Annotated in this window: 19 protein-coding genes; 15 read left to right on the forward strand and 4 right to left on the reverse strand. The window is 59.8% G+C overall.

Features of this window, described 5'->3' with window-relative positions; genetic code table 11:
- Positions 1 to 29: 29 nt before the first annotated feature.
- A complete protein-coding gene (locus PMI29_RS05235; protein WP_033052659.1) occupies positions 30 to 1,241 on the reverse strand; it encodes a patatin-like phospholipase family protein in 1,212 nt (403 codons plus the stop codon).
- A gap of 327 nt (positions 1,242 to 1,568) precedes the next feature.
- On the opposite strand from PMI29_RS05235, the gene mhpA reads away from it, so the two are divergent.
- Positions 1,569 to 3,227, forward strand: a complete 1,659-nt coding sequence (mhpA, locus tag PMI29_RS05230) for a bifunctional 3-(3-hydroxy-phenyl)propionate/3-hydroxycinnamic acid hydroxylase MhpA (RefSeq protein WP_008002491.1) — start codon at positions 1,569 to 1,571, stop codon at positions 3,225 to 3,227.
- Between the two features lie 2 nt (positions 3,228 to 3,229).
- Positions 3,230 to 3,877 carry a TetR/AcrR family transcriptional regulator gene (locus tag PMI29_RS05225; RefSeq protein WP_008002493.1) on the forward strand — a complete coding sequence of 216 codons (648 nt, stop codon included), beginning with the start codon at positions 3,230 to 3,232 and terminating at the stop codon, positions 3,875 to 3,877.
- Here the strand turns inward: PMI29_RS05225 and PMI29_RS05220 are convergent, their stop codons facing one another.
- Positions 3,878 to 5,134 carry an NADH:flavin oxidoreductase/NADH oxidase family protein gene (locus PMI29_RS05220; protein WP_008002495.1) on the reverse strand — a complete coding sequence of 419 codons (1,257 nt, stop codon included), beginning with the start codon at positions 5,132 to 5,134 and terminating at the stop codon, positions 3,878 to 3,880. It abuts the gene before it with no gap.
- A gap of 351 nt (positions 5,135 to 5,485) precedes the next feature.
- Here PMI29_RS05220 and PMI29_RS05215 point away from each other — a divergent pair, with 351 nt between their 5' ends.
- The 10 genes from PMI29_RS05215 (at position 5,486) to PMI29_RS05170 (ending at position 18,718) form a co-directional block, all read left to right on the forward strand.
- On the forward strand, positions 5,486 to 6,100 hold the full coding sequence (locus PMI29_RS05215; RefSeq protein ID WP_007984994.1) for a TetR/AcrR family transcriptional regulator: 615 nt from the start codon (positions 5,486 to 5,488) through the stop codon (positions 6,098 to 6,100).
- Between the two features lie 86 nt (positions 6,101 to 6,186).
- A complete protein-coding gene (locus tag PMI29_RS05210) occupies positions 6,187 to 7,278 on the forward strand; it encodes a VOC family protein (protein ID WP_008002497.1) in 1,092 nt (363 codons plus the stop codon).
- Positions 7,279 to 7,453: 175 nt separating this feature from the next.
- On the forward strand, positions 7,454 to 8,410 hold the full coding sequence (locus PMI29_RS05205; RefSeq protein ID WP_008002499.1) for a fumarylacetoacetate hydrolase family protein: 957 nt from the start codon (positions 7,454 to 7,456) through the stop codon (positions 8,408 to 8,410).
- 2 nt (positions 8,411 to 8,412) lie between these two features.
- Positions 8,413 to 10,314 carry an acyl-CoA synthetase gene (locus PMI29_RS05200; RefSeq protein ID WP_008002501.1) on the forward strand — a complete coding sequence of 634 codons (1,902 nt, stop codon included), beginning with the start codon at positions 8,413 to 8,415 and terminating at the stop codon, positions 10,312 to 10,314.
- 152 nt (positions 10,315 to 10,466) lie between these two features.
- Positions 10,467 to 11,786 carry an OmpP1/FadL family transporter gene (locus PMI29_RS05195; protein ID WP_008002502.1) on the forward strand — a complete coding sequence of 440 codons (1,320 nt, stop codon included), beginning with the start codon at positions 10,467 to 10,469 and terminating at the stop codon, positions 11,784 to 11,786.
- A 258-nt stretch (positions 11,787 to 12,044) separates the two neighbouring features.
- On the forward strand, positions 12,045 to 13,949 hold the full coding sequence (locus PMI29_RS05190; RefSeq protein ID WP_008002505.1) for a sigma-54-dependent Fis family transcriptional regulator: 1,905 nt from the start codon (positions 12,045 to 12,047) through the stop codon (positions 13,947 to 13,949).
- Positions 13,949 to 15,667, forward strand: coding sequence for an ABC transporter ATP-binding protein (locus tag PMI29_RS05185; protein WP_008002507.1), 1,719 nt, complete (start codon positions 13,949 to 13,951; stop codon positions 15,665 to 15,667). Before PMI29_RS05190 ends, PMI29_RS05185 begins: the two co-directional genes overlap by 1 nt.
- Positions 15,657 to 16,334, forward strand: coding sequence for a subtilisin-like serine protease QhpE (gene qhpE, locus PMI29_RS05180; protein WP_008002509.1), 678 nt, complete (start codon positions 15,657 to 15,659; stop codon positions 16,332 to 16,334). The genes PMI29_RS05185 and qhpE overlap by 11 nt, the downstream gene beginning before the upstream one ends.
- Entirely contained in the window at positions 16,331 to 17,626 is a 1,296-nt protein-coding gene (gene qhpG / locus PMI29_RS05175) for a flavin-dependent monooxygenase QhpG (RefSeq protein ID WP_008002512.1), read from the forward strand. Before qhpE ends, qhpG begins: the two co-directional genes overlap by 4 nt.
- A 93-nt stretch (positions 17,627 to 17,719) precedes the next feature.
- Positions 17,720 to 18,718 carry an acyltransferase family protein gene (locus PMI29_RS05170; protein ID WP_033052660.1) on the forward strand — a complete coding sequence of 333 codons (999 nt, stop codon included), beginning with the start codon at positions 17,720 to 17,722 and terminating at the stop codon, positions 18,716 to 18,718.
- Between the two features lie 101 nt (positions 18,719 to 18,819).
- Here PMI29_RS05170 and PMI29_RS05165 read toward each other — a convergent pair whose 3' ends face one another.
- Entirely contained in the window at positions 18,820 to 20,310 is a 1,491-nt protein-coding gene (locus PMI29_RS05165; RefSeq protein ID WP_008002516.1) for an aldehyde dehydrogenase family protein, read from the reverse strand.
- Positions 20,311 to 20,587: 277 nt separating this feature from the next.
- Here PMI29_RS05165 and PMI29_RS05160 point away from each other — a divergent pair, with 277 nt between their 5' ends.
- Complete coding sequence (locus PMI29_RS05160; protein WP_008002519.1) at positions 20,588 to 20,842, forward strand: DUF1652 domain-containing protein; 255 nt, start codon at positions 20,588 to 20,590, stop codon at positions 20,840 to 20,842.
- Positions 20,843 to 20,891: 49 nt separating this feature from the next.
- Here PMI29_RS05160 and PMI29_RS05155 read toward each other — a convergent pair whose 3' ends face one another.
- Positions 20,892 to 21,248, reverse strand: a complete 357-nt coding sequence (locus PMI29_RS05155; RefSeq protein ID WP_008002520.1) for a hypothetical protein — start codon at positions 21,246 to 21,248, stop codon at positions 20,892 to 20,894.
- Positions 21,249 to 21,592: 344 nt separating this feature from the next.
- Here PMI29_RS05155 and peaA point away from each other — a divergent pair, with 344 nt between their 5' ends.
- Positions 21,593 to 23,173 (forward strand): quinohemoprotein amine dehydrogenase subunit alpha, encoded by a 1,581-nt coding sequence (gene peaA, locus PMI29_RS05150; RefSeq protein ID WP_008002522.1) that lies wholly within the window; start codon positions 21,593 to 21,595, stop codon positions 23,171 to 23,173.
- A gap of 81 nt (positions 23,174 to 23,254) precedes the next feature.
- On the forward strand, positions 23,255 to 24,685 hold the full coding sequence (peaB, locus tag PMI29_RS05145; protein ID WP_008002523.1) for a quinohemoprotein amine dehydrogenase maturation protein: 1,431 nt from the start codon (positions 23,255 to 23,257) through the stop codon (positions 24,683 to 24,685).

The following is a 24,685-nucleotide window of genomic DNA, read 5'->3' on the forward strand; positions in this document are numbered from 1 at the left end:
CGGTGGATGCAACAGATTGGCTCTATCGTTCAGCGGGTGTTTCGTAGTTGAGTGATTTCCGAGGGCGGCGATTTATGCCACGGATAGCCCTTCGCGCTGAGTTGAAAGGCGTAATCGTATAAACGCCTCATGTACTCGCCATCGAATTTCTGATTGTGCGGAAAGTAAAAGTCGGAGCCAATGTACGCAAGATTGAAATCCGCTCCATCTTGCTGCGCCATACGGTAAATTCGCTCCAGGTCGCTGATCCCCTGAGTTTGAATCAATGCACTGATGGCTCGACCGCCGATGCTCAATGTACGGCGTTTCGTCCCGGACCACTGCGGCTCCAGTGTCCCATTACGAATGACATAGAAATGACGCTCGAGTCGCAAAGGTGCTCCGGTGGCTCTGTTCAGCGCCATCTTGGTGCCAGGAGGGTAAAGGAACACCTGAGTGATTACCCCGCCGTCCACGTGCATTTCCTGAAACTGTTTGCCGTCAACGTCCACATCGATCATGACGGGTGAGACTGCGCCGGGAATACTCATCGACGCGATCATGATGTTGCGAAAGAGGTCGAGCGCTCCCGGTGCATCGCTTGCGGCAATAGTGCCCATGTTCCAAGTGACTGGCCGCCCTGAATCAAGGTCGGTTGTACCGATCAGCAGGATTCGTCCTTTGGCGTATTCCGCCGCAATCGCCGCAAGAGTCTGCGCAGTGACGTACTTTGTAATGAGCCGCAACAGTGGCTTGCTGTCCGCTATACCGTCGCTGGCAAGACGGGTCAGCACGTTTCGCGAATGAAAAACGTCTTTTGGACCGATGGCGTTGGCGATATACCGAATGACGTTGTCGTACCCGGATCCCAGGTAAGCGAACGGGGCGACCAGGGCGCCGGCGCTAATGCCCGTGACGACCTTGAACATGGGGCGAGTCCCATGCGTGGTCCAACCCGTAATGAGTCCCGCTGCGAATGTGCCTGCGTCACCGCCTCCTGAAACTGCCAGCATACTTGCCAGCGGCAGGATGTTGTTCGGTTTCCCAGCCTTGGCGAGAGCCTCGCTCTCGCGCTTGTTACCCTCAATTGCATCCTGAATGAACAGAGACAGGTCGTGGTCCAACCAGTAGCGAGCATTGGGAATGCCTGGGATGACCGCTTTTTCCGTTAGCGTTTGCGGCACAGCGTCACGGCGTGGCAAGCCCCCTTGCAGGAACATGTTCAGAGTTGAGGCACCAGGTCTTGGCGGGAATGGTTTCAAAACGCCTCCTCCGGCCCCTGCCGTCGACAGCAAGCGCGCTCATCGTACCCGAGAAAGTCCTTACCCATGGTGCCCGAGATGACTGCACGCCAGCCGACTGCGACACGTCATTCGAACGCCAGGCAGCTCATTTTGCGCTCCTTTGCATGATAAAAAAACTCATTGGCCGCGCGCTTCAGGTTCTATACGAAAGTCCCTGAAATATCCGGGTCGAAAATTAATGACAAAAACATCAATATTGAAATTAATCTCAATTTTGCTTACCTTGACCCTGCCTGACGATGAGACCTGCGCGCCTCACGACTTCAATCACAACAAGGGCTCGAGATGAACAACAACAAGAAAGTTTCCGAATTGCCTCCCTCCGCCGTCGATGTACTGGTCGTCGGTAACGGTCCGGTGGGTGCGACAATCGCGGCGCTGCTCGGCCGCTACGGGGTTACGACCCTGGTGCTGGACAAGCTCCATGAAATCGTACTGATGCCGCGTGCCATTGCTCTGGACAACGAGGCCCTGCGCATCCTGCAACTGGCCGGATTGTCGGAGGACGCTTTCGAGAAGATCGTTATCCCTGAAGTGAGGATGCACTCTCCGGTCCTCGGGCAATTCGGTCGAGCCAATACTGAAGGGTGTATCCACGGCCATCCCAAGCTTGTGACGTTCTATCAACCTGACCTCGAACGAGCGATGCGTGGCCAGGTTTCCCGACTGAAATCAGTGACTAGCCTGGGTGGTTTCGAGCTGGAGAGTCTGGTCGAGGAAGCGGAGTGCGTGGTCGCCACCGTTCGGGATCAGGATGGGCGCTCGCATTCCGTTCGCGCCCAGTACCTGATCGGTGCGGACGGTGCAAGCTCCAAGGTCAGGGCGCTGATCGGCCAGGAGTTCGAAGGACAAACCTATGCAGAGGATTGGCTGATTGTCGATGCCAAGAACCGGCATCAGTCAGCCATTGATCATATTGAGTTTATCTGTGATCCGCGGCGGCCCACGCCGCACATGCCCGCCCCGGGTGGAAGGGAGCGCTGGGAATTCATGCTGCAACCCGGCGAATCCCGGGAGGAGCTGGAAAGCCCGGAAAGCATCGCGCGGCTCATTGCGCCATGGATCAATCCGCAGGAACTGGAAATCGAGCGCAAGGCGGTGTATCGATTCCACGCGCGTTGCTGCAATAGATTCAGCAAGGGACGTACTTTTCTGGTCGGTGACGCTGCACACATCACCCCCCCTTTTGTGGGGCAAGGTCTCGTGGCGGGCCTTCGTGACGGTGCCAACCTTGCCTGGAAGCTGGCTTGGGTTCTTCGTGGCCATGCCGCGCCTGCGATACTCGATACCTATGATGTAGAGCGCCGCCCGCATGCCCAGGCGATGATCAATCTGGCAAAACTCATGGGCCGTCTGGTAATGCCCAAGAACAGGATCGCGGCTTTCTTCATCCACGGCCTGATGCGTATGCTGGCGTTGACTCCAGCGACCAGAAGGTACTTCGAGCAACTGGATATCAAGCCGAAGAACACCTTCAAGCACGGCCTGTTCGTGCAGCATCGTAGGGGTGACAAGCTGGTACGTGGCAGCCTGTTTCCCCAGGCCTGGGTTCGCACCCTGCAAAAGCAGATCAAGCTAAGCGACGATGCACTGGGAGATAACCTGACCCTGGTTGGATTCGGTGTTGACCCGTTGTCACTGCTCACCACTGATCAGATCGTTTCCTGGGAAAAGCTGGGGGGCCACTTCCTGGAGGTCAGGCCCCGCGGTCAACGCTGCGGCGGCAGTTGTGACTTCATCGAAGACATGAACCATGACATCCTGCCGCTGGCTGCGAAAGGCACACTGGTCGCCGTTCGTCCTGACCGTATCATCATGCACCACGCCCCCGGCACAGAGGCCAGCAAACTCCTTCGAGACTGCCGGGGCCTGTTGATGAGCGATGACGCCACGCCTGACAACGTTTCGATTACCATCAACGAGCCGATTAAATTACGAGCCTGATCATGCATTCCCCCACTCATCCTTTAGAAGCTGCTGCGCCAGAACCTCTCACCAGGGGGCACAAGAAGCGTGAGCGCACCCGTCGCGGTCTGGTGGACGCGGCATTGCGACTTGTCGCACGCAAGGAGGTGGGGGAGATCGCATTGTTCGAAGTCGCCGCCGAGGCGGCCGTATCCAACGGCACCATCTACAACTATTTCCGAACGCGCGACGAAGTACTCGAAGCGGTGGGCATTGCCATGGCCGCCGAGTTCTCTGACGCCATTTCCGTCTTGAACGCGGACGTGCAGTGCGGAGCGCAGCGGCTTTCGATTGGCGTGCGCATGTTTGTATGTCGAGCCGCCACCGACCACCAATGGGCGAATGCATTGCTGCGCATCATCCATTTCGACCAGGCAGTGCGCTCGCGTTTGGCTGCCCATGTACTTGGCGATCTGCGTGAGGGGCTGCGTGAGGGGACTTTTGCTTATGAGGACGAAGGGGTCGCCCTGGATTTAGTCTTATCGTGCACAACCGGAGCAATGCGCTCAGTTGTCGAGGGCCGCGCAGTGGTGGGGCACGATTTGCGGGTCGCCGAAATGATTCTCCAGGCTCTGGGCGTTACACCCGCCAGAGCCAGGAGGATCGCTGGAAAACCCTTGCCCGCCTGATCAGATGTCGTTCTTGATCTGACAGGCGTTATTAATCCATTGCCGATAACGCTTCGCCTGGCGTCGGGATTTCAGCTGATTGCTGATCAATGCCATGAGTGGCGACGCCCCGGGTCGTGTTCGTTTCCCTTGGCTCAGCAAGCCAAGTTGCTTCTTGATCAACGACGCCACTGCAAGCGACGCCAGCGCCTTGTTCTTCCAGCGAACAACGATGGGCTCCACTTCGGTGTCCTGGCCTGCCATCCACTTTCTGGGCAGGGTCGGCTCGATTGCCAACGCCGTGGCAAGCCCGACCATCGACACCGAGCCGCTCACCACTCGCTCCGCGACTTCCTTTCTTCGCACGCCACCAGTGACCATCAGCGGCATGCGCGCGATTTCTCCTATCTTCTCCGCGAATTCGAGAAAATAGGCTTCTCGAGCCAATCGACTGCCATCGCGGGTCTGCCCCTGCATTGCCGGGCTTTCGTAGCTGCCACCTGACAACTCGACCAGATCGACCGCCTTGGCGTTAAGCATTTCCACCACGCGAGCTGCATCCTCGGCATCGAATCCGCCGCGCTGAAAATCCGCGGAATTGAGCTTCACAGCGACACAGAAGATCGGCGCCACACGCTGACGTATTGCATCGATGGTGCGCAGGAGAATTTGCGCACGGTTTTCCAGGCTACCCCCCCAACAGTCGCTACGCTGGTTGGTCAAGGGCGAAAGGAATTGGCTGAACAGGTAGCCATGCGCTGCGTGAATCTCCACGCCGGTGAATCCGGCACGCTCTGCCAACACCGCCGCTTGGGTATAGCGCCCAATCAGTTCTTCGATCTCCTGCTCATCCAAAGCCCTGGGCGGCACAAACGCTTTTGAAAGTCCGGGTATATCGACCGCAACTGCGGAAGGGCCTCTTGCCGGCTGCCCCATTGATGCCAATAGCTGCCGTCCGGGATGATTGATTTGCATCCAGGCCTGGGCTCCACGACTGCGGCAGGCATCGGCCCATAGCCGAAAATTCTTCAGGTTCCGATCGTCCTCAAACACCACGCCAGCGGGTCCCGTCAAGGCGTGGCGATCAACCATGACGTTGCCAGTGATGATCAGACCGACCCCTCCCTCCGCCCAGCGCCGATAGAGCTTGATCAGCGCTTCCCCAGGAGCGTGATCCTCATTGGCAAGGTTCTCCTCCATGGCAGCCTTGGCAATTCGGTTTGGAATCACCGTGCCGTTAGGCAATCGAAGCGGTTTGAAGAGCTTTGAGCCGGTCATTTTCTGTCCTTCAGTTAATGAAAAGTCGGCCAGCCATCGCTAAGGGTCATACCGTTGAGCACCGCCTGAACAGTACTTGCTCAAATTGTTGAGGTCCCGGTTTACATCGATGGGCCGGCTTGATGGCCTGCAGGGAAGGCGAGCCACAAACACAACACAGCTGAACATGCGTGTTCAATTGTGTCAATGTATAGGGCCCTCCACTGATCCTGTACATCAACCAACCATTGCATTTTTCGGGTGTATAACGGTTTTTTATTGAGGTTGATGTACTTGGCCGGAAAAACTTTGTTGACGTAAACTGAACACAGGTGTTCAATCGGGTCACAAGGTAATCCTGGAGAGAGAACCGTGGAATCCCTAAATCCAACTCAGCGCCGCATTCATCAAGCCGCCTTTCGCCTGTTCGCTGAAAGAGGCACCTCACAAGTGAACATTCTCGACCTTGCACAAGAGGCAGGAGTGGCGCGCGGAACGGTCTATAGCAACATCGACAGCATGGAAAGCCTGTTCGAGGCAGTCGCTAGCCATCTTGCGAGGGAGATGCATGAGCGCGTCAACAAGAGCTTCAACTCCCTCTCCGATCCGGCTCAGCGCCTTGCCAATGGCATTCGATTCTTCATTCGTCGAGCGCATGAGGACTCCCAGTGGGGCGCATTCATACATAAATTCGCCATGAGCAATTCTTCGTTGCGCGAAATGTTTAGCAGCCAAGCGACTACGGATCTTCTGGGCGGGCTTTCCACTGGCCGCTACACGTTTGCGCAGGAGCAATTGCTCTCAGTACTGACGCTGATATCGAGCAGCGTCCTGGGCTCGATTTTCCTGGTACTGGAAGGTCACAGAACGTGGCGCGAATCGGGCTCTGACACCGCCGAACTGGTACTGCGGGCATTGGGCGTGTCGCCAGAGGAGGCTCGTGCGCTGGCGACCAAAGAGTTGCCGGCACTTCCGTCTCTCGACTGAGCACCTGACTGACTCAACTACAAAACACCCCTGATTTTTCAGGGGTTCGGGACAGCTTTGCCCTAAAAACCCGGAAAACAAGAACAATGAACAACAAAAACGAATTGCACCGGTTGGCAACACAACATCCCGCCCGGCATCCGCAGCCGACGGTGAAGGCCCAGGATCTGACTCACCTGATCTTTCAAAGGCCGGACTTGAATGAGGCGGCGCGCTTCCTGACCGACTTCGGTCTGACGGTAAGTCGGCAGGACGCCGATACGCTCTATCTACGGGCCACCGACGCCAGTTCATATTGTTACCGTGTCCATCGTGCCGACCATGCATGTTTTATCGGGTTCGGACTCGCAGTCCAGTCTCTGGAGGATCTGGAAAAGCTCACTCGAATCCCGGGTGCGTCATCGGTAGAGAATTCGGAACATCCTGGCAAAGGGCATTACGTCAGACTGACTGATCCGTCCGGTTTCATTGTGGAAGCCGTTTGCGACCAGACTCCAGGCAAGTCTCTTGCACATAGAGCTCCTCTGCACTGGAATCTGGCGCATGAGCAACCGCGAATCAACGCCCCGCAGCGCCCGCCGATTGCTCCCCCTGAAGTACTGAGACTTGGCCACATCGTGATCGAAGTGGCCGACTATCAGGCAACCTGTGCCTGGTATACACAGCATTTCGGGTTTATTCCCAGCGATGTGCAAGTACTCCCCGACGGCACGCCTATCGTCACTTTCATGCGCCTTGATCTCGGTGACATTCCCGCGGCTCACCATACGCTCGCGATTGCGCAAGGGTTCATGGCGACCTATAGCCATAGCGCCTATGAAGTCGTCGATGCAGACGCGGTGGGAATGGGGCAGCGCGTCCTGCGCGAGCGCGGTTGGGAGCATTCATGGGGAATCGGCCGACACATTCTGGGCAGTCAGATCTTCGATTACTGGCAAGACCCATGGGGCGATAAGCACGAGCATTACTGCGACGGGGATATTTTCACGGCCACCCGGCCTACAGGCATTCATCCCGTGAGTCCCGAGGCAATGGCGCAGTGGGGGCAGCGTATGCCCAAGAGTTTTACCAAACCCAGGATGAGCTTCAGCAATGTGCGTGCGCTGATCCGCAACCTGCGACGCAGCCCGGACTTGACCATTCGCAAGTTGATAACACTCATGCGGATGTTCGGGTAGAGCTGCCGCCATGGCGGGTAACTCAACCCGGTATGGCCGGCGGGATGTGCTCAAAGCCGGTGCCTTGATCGCCGGCGGCTCGTTGGTCTACAGCGTTGCCAGCCCCCCTTCAGAACAACACCACAGTTCCCACGCCACCGAACGCGGGACAAACGCCGCTCCAGGAGTACCTTCAATGTCTGCTGTACATGTAGTCCGCTTTGAATTCGAGAACGGTATCCACTGGGGCGTGCTTCGCCAGGGCCGTATCACGGTCATCCCCGGTGTTTTTGAAACCACCGGTGATTTCATCCGCCAGAACAGTATTGACGACCTCGCTCAGCTGAAAGGTTCGGAGTTGGATGAGGGCGTAGTAAAACTGCTGTCGCCGGTGACCCGCAACCAGCAGTTCGTCTGCCAGGGCGCCAATTACCGTCAGCACATGATCGAGTCGGGCATGGATCCGGATGCGAAGAAATTCAACATGATCTTCACCAAGGCGACGAGTTGCCTGGTGGCGGCTGACAGCGACCTGATCAAGCCGCGCACCGTGCGCTTCCTCGACTACGAGATTGAACTGGGGCTTGTGATGAAGCGCGCGATCACCGGTTCCGTGTCTGTCACTGACGCCAATCTGCATGAGTTCATCGCAGGCGTCGTCATTGTCAATGACTACTCGGCCCGCGACATTCAGATTCCCCAGATGCAGTTCTACAAGGGCAAGAGTTTCCGCACATTTGGTCCGGTCGGTCCTTACCTCTGCCTTCTGGATGCCAAGGACATGCATTACCTGAAAGCTTTGCGGCTACGCCTGACGGTCAACGACCAGGTGCGACAGAGCGACAGTACGGCCAACCTGGTTTACGGTCCCGCTGAAACCCTTACCGAACTCTCCGCCGTGCAAGATCTCGCCGTTGGCGATCTGATTGCCACCGGTACTCCTGCGGGATGCGCGCTGACCATACCTTCACCGGCCAAACAGCGCATTGCGGCCCTGATGCCAGAAGCCACCAAGTGGAAGCTTTTCCTCAAGGCGCAGGAAGGGCGGTCTCAGTACCTCAAGCCAGGAGACATCGTCGAAGCGCGCATTAGCAGCGCGGATGGCGTGATTGATCTGGGTGTGCAACGCAACCGAGTCGTAGAGGAAGCCTGACGATGATGGTGCGATCACTGAACGACATTGAACGTATAGAGCAGGTCCCGTTGGCAGAGCGTAGCCTGGCTTCCAGCACCTATGAAGCACTGACACGGACAGCCAGGCTCAGCCCCAACGCGCCCGCACTGAGCTTCTTCGCCGACGCCAGCTGCTTCAGGAACACCCACCACTGGAGCTATGCCGAACTCGTTGAAGATATCACTCGCGCGGCGAATGCCTTCCATGACCTGGGCATTACCCCGGGTGAAGTGCTGGCCTTCATCCTGCCCAACCTGCCGGAAACCCACTTCACCATCTGGGGGGGCGAAGCGGCCGGTGTCGTCATGGCGATCAATCCGCTCCAGGAAGCCAAGCAGATGGCTGCCCTGCTACGGGCCGCCAAGGCCAGCGTGGTGGTAACACTCGCGCCGACTCCGGGCAGCGACCTGTGGCCCAAGCTGGCCTCTCAGCTCGATCAGCTTCCCGAGATCAAACACGTCGTTTGGGTTGGCATGGGACCCTACGTTGATGTAGCTCAGCGTGAATCCCTTGAATCCCTGGCACAGAAAGAACGTGAGTTGCACAGGGGGGCCACGATTCACGAATTACGAACGTTGATGGACGCTCAGCCCTGCACGCAACTGAAGAGTGCGCGGCTGTTCCGCCCTGAGGATCGTTCCTCTTACTTCTGCACCGGCGGTACCACCGGGCTGCCCAAGATTGCGATGCGTACGCATGGGGCGGAGGTCTTCAACGCGTGGGCCATGGACACGCACATGCAGCCACATGGGAGTGGCCAGGTCATTTTCTGTGGGTTGCCGCTGTTCCACGTAAATGCACAGCTGGTGACAGGCCTGATGCCTTGGAGCCAGGGTGATCATGTCATCCTCGGCACGCCGCAGGGGTATCGTGGTGAGGGTGTGATCCCACGCTTCTGGGAGATGGTTGAGCACTTCGGCATCAACTTCCTCTCGGGTGTTCCTACTGTCTATTCCGCACTTTTGCAAAATGAGCTGGAAGGCCGCGACCTGTCCAGCCTTCGTTATGCCATGTGTGGTGCCGCGCCGATGCCGGTCGAACTTTTCCGGGAATTCGAAGGCCGGACCGGGGTAAAGATCCTCGAAGGCTATGGACTCACGGAAGGCGCATGCGTCTCCTCGGTCAATCCACCCCATGGCGAGCGCTACATCGGTTCCATCGGTATACGGATTGCCTACCAGGACATGCGCGCAGTCATGCTCGATGACTCGGGAGAATATCTGCGCGATGCCAAAAACGACGAAATTGGCCTGATCACCATCACGGGTCCGAACCTGTTCGAGGGTTATGTTGAGGAAAGCCATAACCGGGGCCTGTGGATCGAAATCAATGGTCAGCGTTGGCTGAATACGGGCGATCTGGGGCGCCAGGATGAAAATGGCTATTTCTGGCTGACCGGGCGCAAAAAGGAACTGATCATCCGCGGCGGCCACAATATCGATCCCAAACAAATCGAGGAGGCTTTGCAGGCCCACCCAGCGGTGGCATTGGCGGCCGCCATCGGCAGCCCGGACGCCTATTCGGGTGAAGTGCCGGTCGCCTACGTGCAACTGCGACCAGGCCACGTCTGCAATGTTGAAGAACTTGAGCAGTTTGCTCAGCACCACATCAGTGAGCGGGCGGCCATTCCCAAGCGGATCGAAATCCTCGACGCACTGCCATTGACTGCGGTTGGCAAGATCTTCAAGCCCGCTTTGCAGCAGCGCGAGGTGGCCCGAGCAGTTCGGCAGGAAGTGGAACGCATGTGTCTGAAGGACATTGCGGTAGAGGTGATTCAGCACGAACAACGTGGGTTAGTCGCCTGCATCCGGGCCGGGAGAAATCAAGAGTCCCTGGCCCTCCTTCTAGGTCGCTATAGCTTTCAGGTGGAGTGGCTCAAATGATCCTGACTTCGTAAGTTCGGCACCTCGGCCCTGGTAGTAGTCAGCCAGGGCCTCTTTCACAACTTCGATCAACTCCAACCGGCACTGCCAAGTGCACCGGAAGGCGAAGCCTTGCCTGCGCACCAATCAATAAAAACAATACGAGGTGGGAAATGAAACCGAGTAACCGTGCAACCCCGTGTCTCTCAGCTGTGCGAGAAGTGTCTTCCTGGATTAAGTTCACAGGTGCCGCGGCAATACTCAGCGTTTCAACAAGCGCAAGCGCCAATGGCATTGCCTTGAACGAGCAAAGTGCAAGTAGTGCGGGTACTGCTTATGCGGGAAGATCCTCTTCCGCGCTGGATGCCAGCACTATCTTTGGCAATCCTGCAGGTTTGACCAAGTTGAAACGTACCGAAATTTCCGGCGGAGCCGCGGTCGTCTCGGTGAGCGATGACATCAGTGATGCGCAGAGCAGTGCCCCGGGAACGAATAAAGGGGACTCGGTACCTTTGGGGGTTGTGCCTTTCGCTTATATGTCGACGCCGCTTGACGATCGTTTTTCGATAGGTCTGGGCCTTTATGCTCCTAGTGGTCTGATCAATGATTACGAGAGCGGTTTTCAGGGCCGCTACCATGGTTCCTATAGCACGACCAAGGAAGTAACCCTGCAGCCCACCATTGCCTGGCGGATCAATGATTACGTGTCCATTGGTGGCGGACCGACCCTGAACCGTTTCAGTGCAAAGCTTCAGAATTACCTGGCCACCGGCGCCCTGAACAACGGCCAGGACACACTGGTTACCATCAAAGGCGATGACACGGCACTTGGCTACAACGTCGGCGTCTTGTTTGATTTGAGTGATGCGACCCGTTGGGGGATTAACTATCACTCGAAGGTGAGCTATGAACTCAAAGGGCATACTGAGGTTTCCGGCTCCCCGAGCGTTATCCCGCTGGACGGAAACTATGACAACAAGATAGACCTCACGATGCCCGAATCCGTGGACACGTCTATCACCCATCATTTCAACAGTCGCTGGACGGGATACCTGGGGACCACCTGGAAACGTTGGAGCCGGATCAAGAAGGTCGAGGCAGTCAACAGCGGTCTTTCCCCCTTGGGTCAGGCGGCTGGTCTGGGAAGTGTGACCGAAGAAATGAACTGGCACGACACGTGGGCCACCGCAGTTGGCGCATCCTGGCAATTGAACCAGCAATGGCTGCTGCGCGCAGGCTACGCCTATGATCCGTCACCCATCAGGAATGCCGATCGCAGCGTGCGCGTTCCGGTCGGAAATCGCCAGGCCGTGACCCTGGGGGGCGCTTATTCGCCGAATTCCGATCTGACGATAGACTTTGCTTATGGTTATCTCTGGGATTCCAAAGCCTCAGTAAAGCAGTCGAACAACTCCGGCCTTCAACCTGAATACAGTGCCAACTACGAAAACAGTGCGAATGGCATTTCAGTGCAGGCAACCTATCGGTACTGATCCAATCGACGCCAATGTCGTTTGACACACCGCTTTCGCGAGCAAGTCGGATCGCCGCACCGTCGCTCCCACAGTTGACCGGGTTGAAACACAGGCATGTGATCATCCATGCCCCCTGTGGGAGCGAGCTTGCTCGCGATGAACGATAACGCGGTCTGTAAGCGCCCTACGGCACTTGCCATAGCCCTTACGTTAACGTAAAGATTGCGGCAGGGCGCCGACGTATGAAGGCGCAGGGCGGATGACCCGGAGCGCTTGATGACGCTAATAAAAACAAATTCCCCCAAACTGCATCGCGAAGCCCGGCTGGCCCGGGAAAAGCTGCACCTGGAAGGCGAAGTGCCGGATGGCGTCCTGCGGGCGGAAATCGATGCCTCGTGGCGGCGCAGCCTGAGCCATGGCGTGCATTTCAATGCCAAGCATGAGCTGGCGCTGGAGTCGAGTGCCAGCCTCGACGTGTTGCTGGCCAGCAATCGCTTGCTGATCGACGCTGCGTTGCCGGCGATCGATTACCTGGCCGAACGTCAGGGCAAGGAAGGGCTGATCATCCTGGCCAACTCTGACGCCACCATCCTCGCCGTCGAAGGCCGCGCCGACCGTCTCAAGGGCAGTGGCCTGCAGGACATCACCCTCGGCGCCTGCTGGAGTGAAGCCGTACGCGGCACCAACGCCCTCGGCACGGCACTGGTGGAAGCCCGGCCGACCCTGATCGATTGCGGCGAACATTATCTGGATCGCCTCAGTGATTTTTCCTGCACCTCGGTGCCGATCCATTGCCCCCAAGGCGACATTCTTGGCGTCCTCGACCTGACCCGCGAAGGCCCGCTCGGTCGCGCCCACGACAGCACTGCGTTGCTGGCCATGGCAGTCAGCCAGATCGAAAGCCGGGTGTTCAACGCCAGCTATCCGGACGAAATCGTCCTGGCCTTCCACAGCCGCAGGCAATACCTGGAATCCCCGTGGCAAGGCCTGCTGGCCGTGAGCCTCGGCGGGCAGATCCTGGCGGTCAGCGCCCAGGCCTGTCAGTTGCTCCACGCCGAGCGCTCGGCCCTGGTCGGGCGGCGCTGCGAGGAGTTTCTCGGAGTCGACGGCCTGCAGTTGTTGGCGCGTCTGCATCAGGGTGGTATCGGCAGCCTGCAAACTGCCAAGGGTGAATTCTTCTACAAAACCCTGCGCGCGCCGCAACGCTCGATCAACGTCAGCAGCTCGCCGCGCAGCGTCGCGAAACAGGTCAAGGCACAACCGGATCTGGATTCACTGGCCGGCAGCAATACGCGTTACGCTCGTGCCTTGCGCATGGCCCGTCAAGGCCTGGCCAATGAACTGCCGGTGTTGTTATTGGGCGAAACCGGCACCGGTAAAGAGGTTATCGCCCGCGCCCTGCACATGGCCGGAGCGCGCTGCGACAAACCCTTCGTGGCGGTGAACTGCGCGGCCATTCCCGAGGGCCTGATCGAGTCCGAACTGTTCGGCTATCGCGAAGGCGCGTTCACCGGGTCGCGCCGGGGCGGCATGGTCGGGCGCCTGCAACAGGCTCACGGCGGCACCTTGTTCCTCGATGAAATCGGCGACATGCCATTGGCCTTGCAGGCTCGGCTGTTGCGCGTGTTGCAGGATCGCAAAGTCGCGCCCCTGGGTGCTGGCGAAGAGCAGGATATCGACGTCGCATTGATCTGCGCCACCCACCGTGACCTCAAGCGTCTGGTGGAAGAAAAACACTTTCGCGAGGACTTGTTCTACCGGGTCAATGGCATCAGCGTGATGCTCCCGGCCCTGCGCGAACGCGAAGATTTCGCCGCGCTGGTCAGTCGCATGCTGACGACACTGGGCGCACCCACCGTGGTCCTGCACGACGATCTGAATCGCTTGCTCAGCGGCTATCACTGGCCCGGCAACATCCGCCAGCTGGAGATGGTCCTGCGTACCGCGCTGGCTATGCGCGAGCCAGGTGAAACCGTGCTGACCCTCGACCACTTGCCCGACAGCATGCTCGACGAGTTGACCGCCAGCGAACGGCCCCAGGCAGGCAGCATCCGTGAAAACGAACTGGAGCTGATCCGTCAGTCCCTGGACACGCATCAGGGCAACGTCTCGGCCGCCGCCGACGCCTTGGGCATCAGCCGTGCGACCCTGTATCGCAAGCTCAAACAGTTGCGTTCGTGATGCAGCGCTTGATCGTCCGGCTGATCGACAGCCAGAACCCCGAGGCCCTGCAAGCGTCGCTGCGCTGGCTGTACAGCTTTGTGCGCCCCCATCGCCTGGCGATTGCCGGGCTGCTGGGCCTGTCGGTTTGCGCCTCAGCGCTGGTGCTGGTGCAGCCGTGGCTGACCAAACTGCTGATCGACGATGGCCTGTTGGCGCGCAACTTCCCGATGCTGGTGTTGATTGCAGGGCTGATGATCGTTGCCGGGTTGTTGGGGACAGCGCTTTCGGGCATCAATCGCTACCTGCACACGCGCCTGTCCGGGCGCATGCTGTTTGCCCTGCGCGATGACCTGTATCGGCATTTGCAAACCCTGTCGCCGGGTTTCTACGGCCAGCGGCGCATCGGCGACCTGATGTCGCGCCTCGATGGCGACGTCGCGGAAATCCAGCGTTTTGCCGTGGACTCGCTGTTCTCGGCCGTGTCGAGTGTGATCGGCCTGGTGGTCGCGGTGGCGATGCTGCTGACCCTGTCCTGGAAACTGTCGCTGCTGGCATTGGTGCTGATTCCCCTCGATGTCCTCTGGCTGCGCTGGATGCGGCGCAAGGTCGAACGCGATGTGCGGCAGTTGCGCGAGCGTTCGGCGGACATGTCGTCGTTCATGGTCGAGACGTTGCCGGTGATGAAGTTCATCCAGTCCGCCGGCCAGCAACAGCGCGAAGCACGGCGCCTGGAGACGCTGGGGCAAGGCTACATGAGCCAGTTGCTGCGCCTGCAAGTCACCGAATTTTTCACCCAGGCCGTGCCGGGCACGCTGACCTCGCTGTCCCGGGCCTGCGCATTTTTGATCGGCGGGTACTGGGTGGTGCAGGGCACCTGGCAGCTCGGCGCCCTGATTGCGTTCTCCACCTATTTGGGGATGGCCGTGGGGCCGGTGCAGAGCCTGCTCGGGCTCTACGTCGCCGTTCAGCGGATGACCGTCAGCCTCGGCCGGGTCATGGAGTTGCGCGGCGAACAACCGACCGTACTGACGCCCGTCACGCCACGTCCGATGCCCAATGGCGGCGACCTCTGGTTCGACAACGTGCACTTCGCCCATCCCGGTCGCCAGTCGACCCTGCGCGGTATCGAAGCGCGGATTCCCTACGGTTTGAAAGTGGCCCTCAGCGGCGGCTCGGGCGTGGGTAAATCGACCCTGATCGACCTGCTGCAACGTCATCACGATCCGCAATCGGGCCGGGTCCTGCTGGGCGACGTCGATGTGCGCGAACTGGACCTGTTCCAGTTGCGTCGGCGCATTGCCGTGGTCAGCCAGGACATCGTGCTGTTTCGCGGCAGCCTCGCCGACAACCTGGCCTATGCGGTGCCGGACGCCAGCAGCGAGGCGATTGCCGAAGTGGCGCGACTGGCGCAACTCGACAGCCTGATCGAGTCGTTGCCCGAAGGCCTCGACAGTCCACTGGGCGAGCGGGGTCAGCAGTTGTCCGGCGGGCAGAAGCAACGCATTGCGATTGCCCGGGCGCTGTTGCAAGACCCTTTGATTCTGGTACTCGATGAAGCCACTTCCGCGGTGGACGAAGCCACCGAGCGCGAAGTCATCGACGCCATCGACCGCTTGTTTGCCGGGCGTACGCGCATCCTGATCAGCCATCGTCCTTCCACCCTGGCCGATGCCGATCTGCGTTTCGAATTGCTCGACGGAGTGCTGACCTCAAAAACGGTGCTGCATGAAACCTGAGTTGCGCATTGGTGTGGTGGACAGCGGACACTTGGCAGCACAACGGGTGCAAGTGATCGCCGGTCGACGCTTTTCATTGCTTGAAGACGGCCTGGCCGAGGGCGATTTGCGCGAAGACCCGCTGGGGCATGGCAGTGCGGTGATCGAGGCAATCGGCCGGCGCGCGCCATCGGCGCTGTTTTGCGTGGCACAGGTGTTCGACCAGCGCGGTGTCACCAGCGCCTTGCAGATCGCCACGGCGATTGACTGGCTGGTGGCGCAGGAGGTTCGACTGATCAATTTGAGCCTCGGCTTGCGTCAGGATCGCAGCCTGTTGCGCGCGGCCTGCGCGGCGGCGGTGGCGCGGGGCGTACTGCTGTGTGCGTCGAGCCCGGCCCAGGGGGACGGGGTGTTTCCGGCGAATTATCCGCAGGTGTTGCGGGTAACCGGCGATGCGCGGTGCGCCGAGCAGGAATGGTCGTGGCTCAACAGTGCCCAGGCGGATTTCGCCGCGTGTGTGCATGGCACCTATCCGGGGCAATCCGGGGCGAGCCTCGGTTGTGCCGCATTGAGTGGGCACATCGCCGGATTCCTCGCCGAGCAGCCTGACGCCAGCAATGAGCAGATCATCGAGTTTCTGCGACAGAACGCACGTTATCGCGGCCCCGAACGGCGTTTCGGGCCATGACCGCGATTGTGATTCTGGGGGCGGGGCCGGCGGGCGCGGCGGTGGCCTTGGGGCTGCGGCGACTGGGTTACGCCGTGACACTGGTCAGCGAGTGGCGCCGCTTTGCTGCGCTGGAAGGCGTGTCCGTGCGGGTGCTGGAGGCGTTACGTGGCGCGGGCCTGCATCAGGCGTTGGCGCAAGCGGCGTTGCCTTCCCAACGACAGGTGAACTGGAACGGCCAGCAGCATGCGCAGAACGTTGAATACCTGCTCGATCGCCCGACCCTGGATCGCGGCTTGCGCGAGGATTTGCGCTTGGCTGGAGTTGAACTTATTGAAGGTCGAGTGCTGGCGGTACAGACCTGCGCGGCCGGACATCGAATCGAGATCGACGGCCGCGAATTGCTGGTAACGGACTTTCTGGTGGAGGCCCGCGGACGCCAGGCGCCGACCCTCGGTAAAGGCTTGCGTGGACCGGAGACGGTCAGCCTGCTCAATCGCTGGCAAGGTACGCCGGGCAGCACCGCCAGCGCTGTGGAAAGCCTTGCGGACGGCTGGGCGTGGATGGCGCGGCGGGCCGACGGCCAGTGTTATTGGCAATGGACGGTGGACGTGGCCAGTGCCGGGTTGCCGGGTAAGGCTATGTTGCTCGATTACTGTCGCCAACGCCGTGGGGAGTCGGCAGTGGCCCGTGGGTTTTTCGGCGGCGAACCGGAGCTTGATTTGCAGCTGCACGCCCGCAGCAGCACGGCGATTCTCAGCCCGCAGGTGTGCGGCGATAACTGGATTCGTGTCGGTGATGCGGCGATGGCGGTGGACCCGTTGTCGGGCAATGGCATCTTTCAGTCCCTGTCTTCGGCGTTGCAGGCGCCGACGGTGATCAACACATTGTTGTGCAAACCTGAACGAGCGGCTCTGGCCCAGCGCTTCCATCAGCAGCGGGTGGAACAGTTGTTTTTGCGTTTTGCGCGGATTGGCCGGGATTTTTATGCCGATGAGCAGCGTTGGCTGGATCAGCCATTCTGGCAGGCGCGACGGCAATGGCCGGATGCTGAAATCGCCCATGCCGAGGCCGATTTCAATGCCCTGATGATCGAGCGCGCACCGGTGCTGCGCGATGGTTTTGTCGATGAGGCCGAGGTGGTGATCACGGCGGATCAGCCGTTGGGCATCTGGCATGTACAGGGGGTTGAGGTGGCACCGTTGGTGCGGCGGTTGCGCACGGAACCGGCCGAGCAGGTGTTGGCCGGATTGACGGTGGAGCAGGGGAGGATGGTTCGCGGCTGGTTGTTGGCTCAGGGTTTCAAACCCTGAATGAAGAGCGTCCGGATCCGGCGAAAAGCCTGTTCTCCCAGTTCAAAGCATCGTAATTTACGCGCCATAACGACAATGATTTCTGGGGTGTAAGTGGGAGCCTATCGTCTGCTATTAGCCGCTCTGGTGGCCGTTTCTCATATGGGCAAGACGTTCATGGGGCTAAACCCCGGCGTGATTGCCGTGATTTCCTTCCTGATCATCAGCGGTTTCGTGATGACCTCGCTGATCGAGCGCAACTACAAGGCGCCGGAGACAGTTGGCCTGTTCTACCTGGACCGCGCCCTGCGGCTCTACCCTCAATTCCTGCTCTACTTCGCAGTTTCCTGTGCGGTGATCTATTTCCTGCTGCCCGGCACGCCTCAAGCCGCCGAGCTGACGCTGCGCAACATCGCCGCAAGCCTGACTATTGTGCCACTCGGCTTCTACATGTTCGGAGCGGCGGGATCGTGGATCTTGCCACCGGCCTGGTCTTTGGGGCTTGAGATGTGCTTCTACCTGGTGATCCCTTTCCTGATCATCTACAGGGCGCGGGGCGTTGCGTTTGCTCTGTCCGTCGTCGTCTTCATGGCCGCGTGCCTGGGTTTCATCAACACCGACCTGTACGGCTACCGTCTATTGCCGGGCGTGCTGTTCATGTTCCTGTGCGGCAGCTACCTGTACAAAGCGCAGCCGAAGGATTTGGCGGTCGCTGCCGGCACCGCCGTGGCGGCGGCCCTGATGTTTGCGGCCATCATGGCGGGATGGATAGAGCGCCGACCGTTCAATGCCGAAGTGACTGCCGGCATAGCGCTGGGCGTGCCCGCCGTGTACCTGCTGACAAAGCTCAAGTTTCACCGGATTGACGAGTTCCTCGGCAATATCAGCTACGGCGTGTTCCTGAATCACTATGTGGTGATGTACTTCCTGCACGCCGTCTGGTCGGTTGCCTACGATGGGGCCATTGTTGCAACAGTGCTGGCCTTGTCGTTGCTGCTCAGCGGCGTTTCGTACTACTGCGTCGAACGGCCGGCCCTGAAGCTTCGTCACGCGCTTCGGGCCGGCGCAAAAGATGGGGTGGGTCAACCGCAGGGTCGCGAAACCGCAGCGTAGTGGCTGGAGTTGCCGCCCGCTTCTGCAGGGGATTTGTGCTTAACGCACAAATCCTGTGGGAGCGGGCTTGCCCGCGAAGGCGGCCTGAAGGTCGCTACAAATCACAACTTGATCAACACCGACTTCAACTCGGTGTAATGCTCGATCGCCGCATACCCCATCTCACGCCCGACCCCGGACATCTTGTAGCCGCCGAACGGCAGCGCCGGGTCCAGGGCGCTGTGGCAGTTGACCCACACCGAACCGGACTTGATCCGAGGAATCATCCGGTGCACTGCCGCCAGATCATTGGACCAGATGCTCGCCCCCAGGCCGTAGGGACTGTCATTGGCCATGCGCAAGGCATCGGCTTCGTCATCGAACGGGATAGCCACCAGCACCGGGCCGAAGATTTCTTCCTGCACCAGTGAGTGCTTCTGATCGACATCCACGATCACCGTCGGCTTGACGAAATACCCCGGGCCGAACTGCTCGCCACCGCAGGCGATCGTCGCGCCGCTTGCCCGGCCCTTTTCGATGTACCCATAAACCCGCTCCTGCTGCCGCGCCGAGATCAACGGCCCCATCTCGACGCTCGGGTCCAGGCCGTTGCCGAGTTTCATGGCGTTAGCGATATCGCTGATGTCCGCCACCACGTTGTCGAAATGCTTGCGCTGTACATACAGCCTGGAGCCTGCGCAGCAGACTTGGCCCTGATTGAAGAAAATCGCGCTGGCAGCCCCGGCCGCGGCGGTTTTCAGGTCGGCGTCGGCCATGACGATGGTCGGCGACTTGCCGCCCAGCTCCAGGGTCACCCGGGTCATGGAATCCATGGCGATCTTGCCGATCTGCTTGCCCACGGCGGTGGAACCGGTGAAGGTCAGTTTGTCGACCAATGGGTTATGGGTCAGGGCCGAGCCTGCGGTGATGCCGGTGCCGGTGACGACATTGAACACGCCTTCGGGATAACCGGCTTCCAGTACCAGCTCAGCGAGTTTCAGCGCGGTCAGCGGGGTTTCGTCGGCGGGTTTGAGCACCACGGTACAACCGGTGGCCAGGGCCGGACCGAGTTTCCAGCAGGCCAGCAGCAGCGGGAAGTTCCAGGCGACGATGGCGCCGACCACGCCCACCGCTTCGCGACGGATGAAGCTGTGGAACTGGTCGTTGGGCATCAGCGGTGCCGACACGTCAACCGTAGAACCTTCGATCTTGGTCGCCCAACCGGCCATGTAGCGCAGGAAGTCGATGGCCAGTTGCACGTCCATCACCTGGGCCACGGCCGCGCTTTTGCCGTTGTTCAGGCATTCCAGTTGCGCCAGCAGCTCGGCGTCGCGCTGCATCAGGTCGGCGAGTTTCCACAGCAGGTTCTGCCGCTCCCGGGGACGGGTGCGGGTCCAGGCCGAGTCGTCGAACGCTTGACGGGCGGCTAGCACCGCGCGGTCGACATCCTCCGGCGTTGCCCGTGGCACCACGCATAGCACCTCACCGGTGGCCGGGTTGTGCAGGGGCATGGTCTGGCCGTCGGCGGCCTCGACCCAGTCGCCACCGATGAGCATGCGCGGGGCGCGCTGGATGAATGCCGAAGTGGCGGAAAGCACGTTTGGGAGCGACATTGGCGAGGCCTCTTGTTGTTCGTGAGAACCGGGCTTTCGCAATGGCTGTGCCAAGTGTTCGGGAGTGCCTGGCAGGCCTTGTCGGACGGGGTTTTGCCTGAAGTCGAAGCAGTCGGATAGCGCGAGGGTTTGTCGCAAATCGAGAAACCGGATGAGACGACGAACAACCGCTCCGCGATCTTGAGGCGCCCCTTGGCGAGGACTAGAATTTTCCGGCTCGGTGGGTGAAATGACGGACCATTTTCCCGGCTACACATCTGTCGTAAGGGAGGTAGCGATGAACCTTTCACCCCTGGAGATCCAAAGCATCATTGAGCGCAGTTTTCTGCCCTCGGTATGCACCTGCAGCGTGGCGCCCGATCAGTCATTGACGATCCGGGTCTGCGATTGCATGACCGGCCACGTGGACCTTGTGGCCACCCACGTTCCACTGTGGAAACTGGACAGCGCCCACGGCATTGCGACGCTGGTGGCGGAAATGCGCCAACAGATCCAGTCGCAAAAAAGCGTTCAGCCGACGTTCTATCACTGAACCTGACGTCAGCCGCACCACGGGTGTGGTGCGGACTGCGCCGATAGGTTCAAGACGCCATTTTTCGCGATATTTCCTCGAACGTGCTGCTATCTGCGGCAACCAGTAACCTGCGCCCGTCCTTGAGTGTCGCCAGGAAGGTCACTTCGGTTTCCTTGCCCGCCAGCATGAACCCGGCGAGTGCGCCGATCGGCCCTAGCAACATGGCTCCTGCCACGCCGAAGCCGATGGCTTGCTTGATGTTGTTGATCGAGTCCTCATTGGCCACTTCCACGCTTTTGAGCCTGGATAGCGGGAGGGTCAGGCCGGGCCACGGGTACAACGACGTTCTGAGGGTAAAAACGCCATTGCGATAATCTCCGTCACCCTGCAGAAAGTCCCCCGCCAGGACAGTGATGCTTGCCATTTTTTATTCCTCTGGTTGGCAATCGGTGACTCTCCATTTCGCACCTGCAGGGGAGGGGCGTCAATGATCGGGCGATGAGCTGTTCCGGCAGGTCCAACTATGCTGTCTCAGACTGCAACAGCTGTCGCGAAACTAGACGCAGCTCATCGCGTCCTGGCATGGCCTAAGGCAGGAAAATCAACGCAAGTGATTGATAAAAAAGCTTATCGGCAAGCTGGCACGCTCTGTGTATTGCACATTGCAGACGTTTCTCTTGCCTCCGTCAGCGGATCAACGCCGACGGCAGAAACCATAAAAACGATAAGCCACAACAATAAGAACGCACCGTGCGAGGTTCGACGTTGATGAAGAGAAAACTCCGATCAGGCATGAGCGCCAGCCTGCTGGCCGTAGCCGCTTGTGTAGCGCTGCATTCGCCTCATAGCCTGGCAGCCCGCGACGCCCAGACCATCCTCAAGGAAACCTGTCAGGGCTGTCACACCCCCGAAGCCGATAACGGCCTGAGCCGCATCAGCCACCAGCGCAAAACGCCGGAAGGCTGGTTGATGAGCATCGCCCGCATGCAGACCATGCACGGTTTGCAGATCAGCGATGACGACCGTCGCACGCTGGTCAAATACCTGGCCGACAGCCAAGGCCTGGCGCCGAGCGAAACCGATGGCGTGCGTTATGCGCTGGAGCGGCGGCTCAATACCGTCGAGCACTTCGACGACCAGACCAGCCAGATGTGCGGCCGCTGCCACTCCGGGGCGCGGGTCGCCCTGCAACGGCGTCCGGCGCAGGAGTGGGAACGCCTGGTGAACTTCCACCTCGGTCAGTGGCCGTCCCTGGAATACCAGGCGCTGGCCCGCGACCGCGACTGGTTCGACATCGCCCGCAAGGACATGGTGCCGCTGCTGGCCAAGCGTTATCCGCTGGACAACCCCGCGTGGAAAAAATGGCAGAGCGCGGCGCCCAAAGCCGATGCACTGGTGGGCGACTGGAGCTTCAGCGGCCACTTGCCGGGCAAGGGTGAGCTGGCCGGTGTCATGACCGTGAGTGCCGATGGCAGCGACACCTTCAAGGTCAGCGTCAAAGGCCAATACGCCGATGGCAGTCCGTTCAATGGCGACGGCAGTGCAATTCTCTACACCGGCTACGAATGGCGCGGCAACGTGACCATCGATGGCGTGACCATGCGCCAGGTGTTCGCCGCGCAAGGCAATGCGATGCAGGGCCGGATGTTCGAGGCCGAGCACGATGAACGTGGTTTGGACTTCGTCGCAGCCAAACAGGGTTCCAACCGTTTGCTGGCGGTGCAGCCGGGTTATCTAAAGGCCGGCAGCGAAACCGAGGTGACGTTGATCGGCAGCGGTCTGACCGGCAAACCGAACTTCGGTAAAGGTGTGGAAGTGGTTGAAGTCGTCGAGCAGAGCCCCGAGCGAATCAAGGTCAAGCTCAAGGCTGCCGCCAACGCGCAACCGGGGCTGCGTGCAGTCACCGTCGGTACCCTGAAAGGCCCGAGCCTGTCGGTGTACAGCAAGATCGATGCAGTCAAAGTGGTGCCCGAGTTCTCGGTGGCGCGGATCGGCGAAGGCGGTGGTTCGACGCCGAAAGTCCAGGGCCGTTTCGACGCGGAAGCCTGGGGCAAGGGCGCAGACGGCAAGCCGTACCGCATCGGCGTGTTCCCGGCGCAATGGAAGGTCGAGGCCTTCGACGACCGCGCCAAGGAAGACGAAGACGTCAAGTTTGCCGGCACCATGCAGGCCGATGCAGGCGTATTCACCCCGGGCGATGCCGGGCCGAACCCGGCGCGCAAGATGTCCACCAACAATGCCGGCAACCTCAAGGTGATCGCCGCCGTCGACGACGCAGGGAAATCCCTGACCGGCGAAGGCCACATGATCGTGACCGTGCAACGCTGGAACAATCCACCCATTCCATGAGTTGGCTGACCCAAACGGTTTCAGACACTTTTTCGGAATGATCGCAGGTCCCCCAAGCGGGGTCTGCACAGGAGGTTTGCCATGGGCGCTATCTTGAATCTGGTCGAACGCAACCTGCACGAAGTGCAAGTCGATGCCGACCGCATGCTGTTTCACATCCCCAGCAGTTCGCTGTTCGCCAGCGATGAACTGACGGGCACCATCATCGATACCTTGCGCGGCCCGGGCTGTTCGTCGGACGACCTGATCCAGCGCCTGGCCGCGCGCTTCAACGGTGAGGAAGTCACTGAAACCCTGCGCGAGCTGATGGCCCTGGAACTGGTCAGCGACGGCTCGCCACTGACCCCGGACATCGCCACCAAACGGGTCGAGCGCACGGCGATCAATACCGTGGTGCTCAACGTCAATACGGGCTGCAACCTGAGTTGCACCTACTGCTACAAGGAAGACCTCGACAAGCCGTCGGCCGGCAAGAAGATGGACGTGGAAACGGCGATTGCCTCGGTGGAAATGCTGCTGCGCGAGTCCCCGGACGAAGAGCGTTTCACCGTGGTGTTCTTCGGCGGCGAACCGCTGAGCAACCGCAAGCTGATCGAGTACATGGTCGACTACTGTGAGAAGCGTTTTCGCGAGGCGGGCAAGTTCGTCGAGTTTGTCATGACCACCAACGCCACACTGCTCACCGAAGAAACCGTGGACTACCTCAACGCTCACCGTTTCGGGCTGTCGGTGAGTATCGACGGGCCGAAAACCGTGCACGACCGCAACCGCATCACCGTGGGCGGGCAGGGCACGTACGACGTGGTGCGGCGCAAGGCCGAGATGCTGCTGTCACGCTACAACAGCCGTCCGGTGGGGGCGCGGGTGACCCTGACCACCGGTGTCACCGACGTCGAAACCATCTGGGATCACCTGTTCAACGAACTGGGTTTCGCTGAGGTCGGCTTTGCCCCGGTGACTTCCGGCGACATCAGCAGCTTCAACCTCACTAGTGATGAATTGGTGGAAGTCTTCGCCAACATGAAGAAACTCGGTCGGCGTTACCTGGAAGCGGCGCTGGAGCACCGCAACATCGGCTTCTCCAACCTGCACCAGTTGATCACCGACATTCATGAAGGGCACAAAAAAGCCCTGCCGTGCGGCGCGGGCCTGAAGATGCTGGCGGTGGATCACAAGGGCGAGCTGAACCTGTGCCACCGCTTTACCGGTTCGAGTCTGCCGACCTTCGGCAATGTCCATAGCGGCGTCAAACAGGTGGAGTTGAACGACTTCCTGTCCCAGCGCCTGGACCGCACCAACACTGGCTGCGAAGACTGCCAGATCCGCAACCTGTGTTCCGGCGGTTGCTACCACGAAAGCTACGCCCGCTACGGCGATCCGACGCACCCGACTTATCACTACTGCGAACTGATGCGTGACTGGGTCGACTTCGGCATCGAGGTCTACACCCGGATCATGGCCAACAACCCTGCGTTCATCAGCAGTTACATCACTCCGCGCAAGGCTCACTGA

It is taken from the genome of Pseudomonas sp. GM49 (assembly GCF_000282355.1).
Classification (GTDB): Bacteria; Pseudomonadota; Gammaproteobacteria; order Pseudomonadales; family Pseudomonadaceae; genus Aquipseudomonas.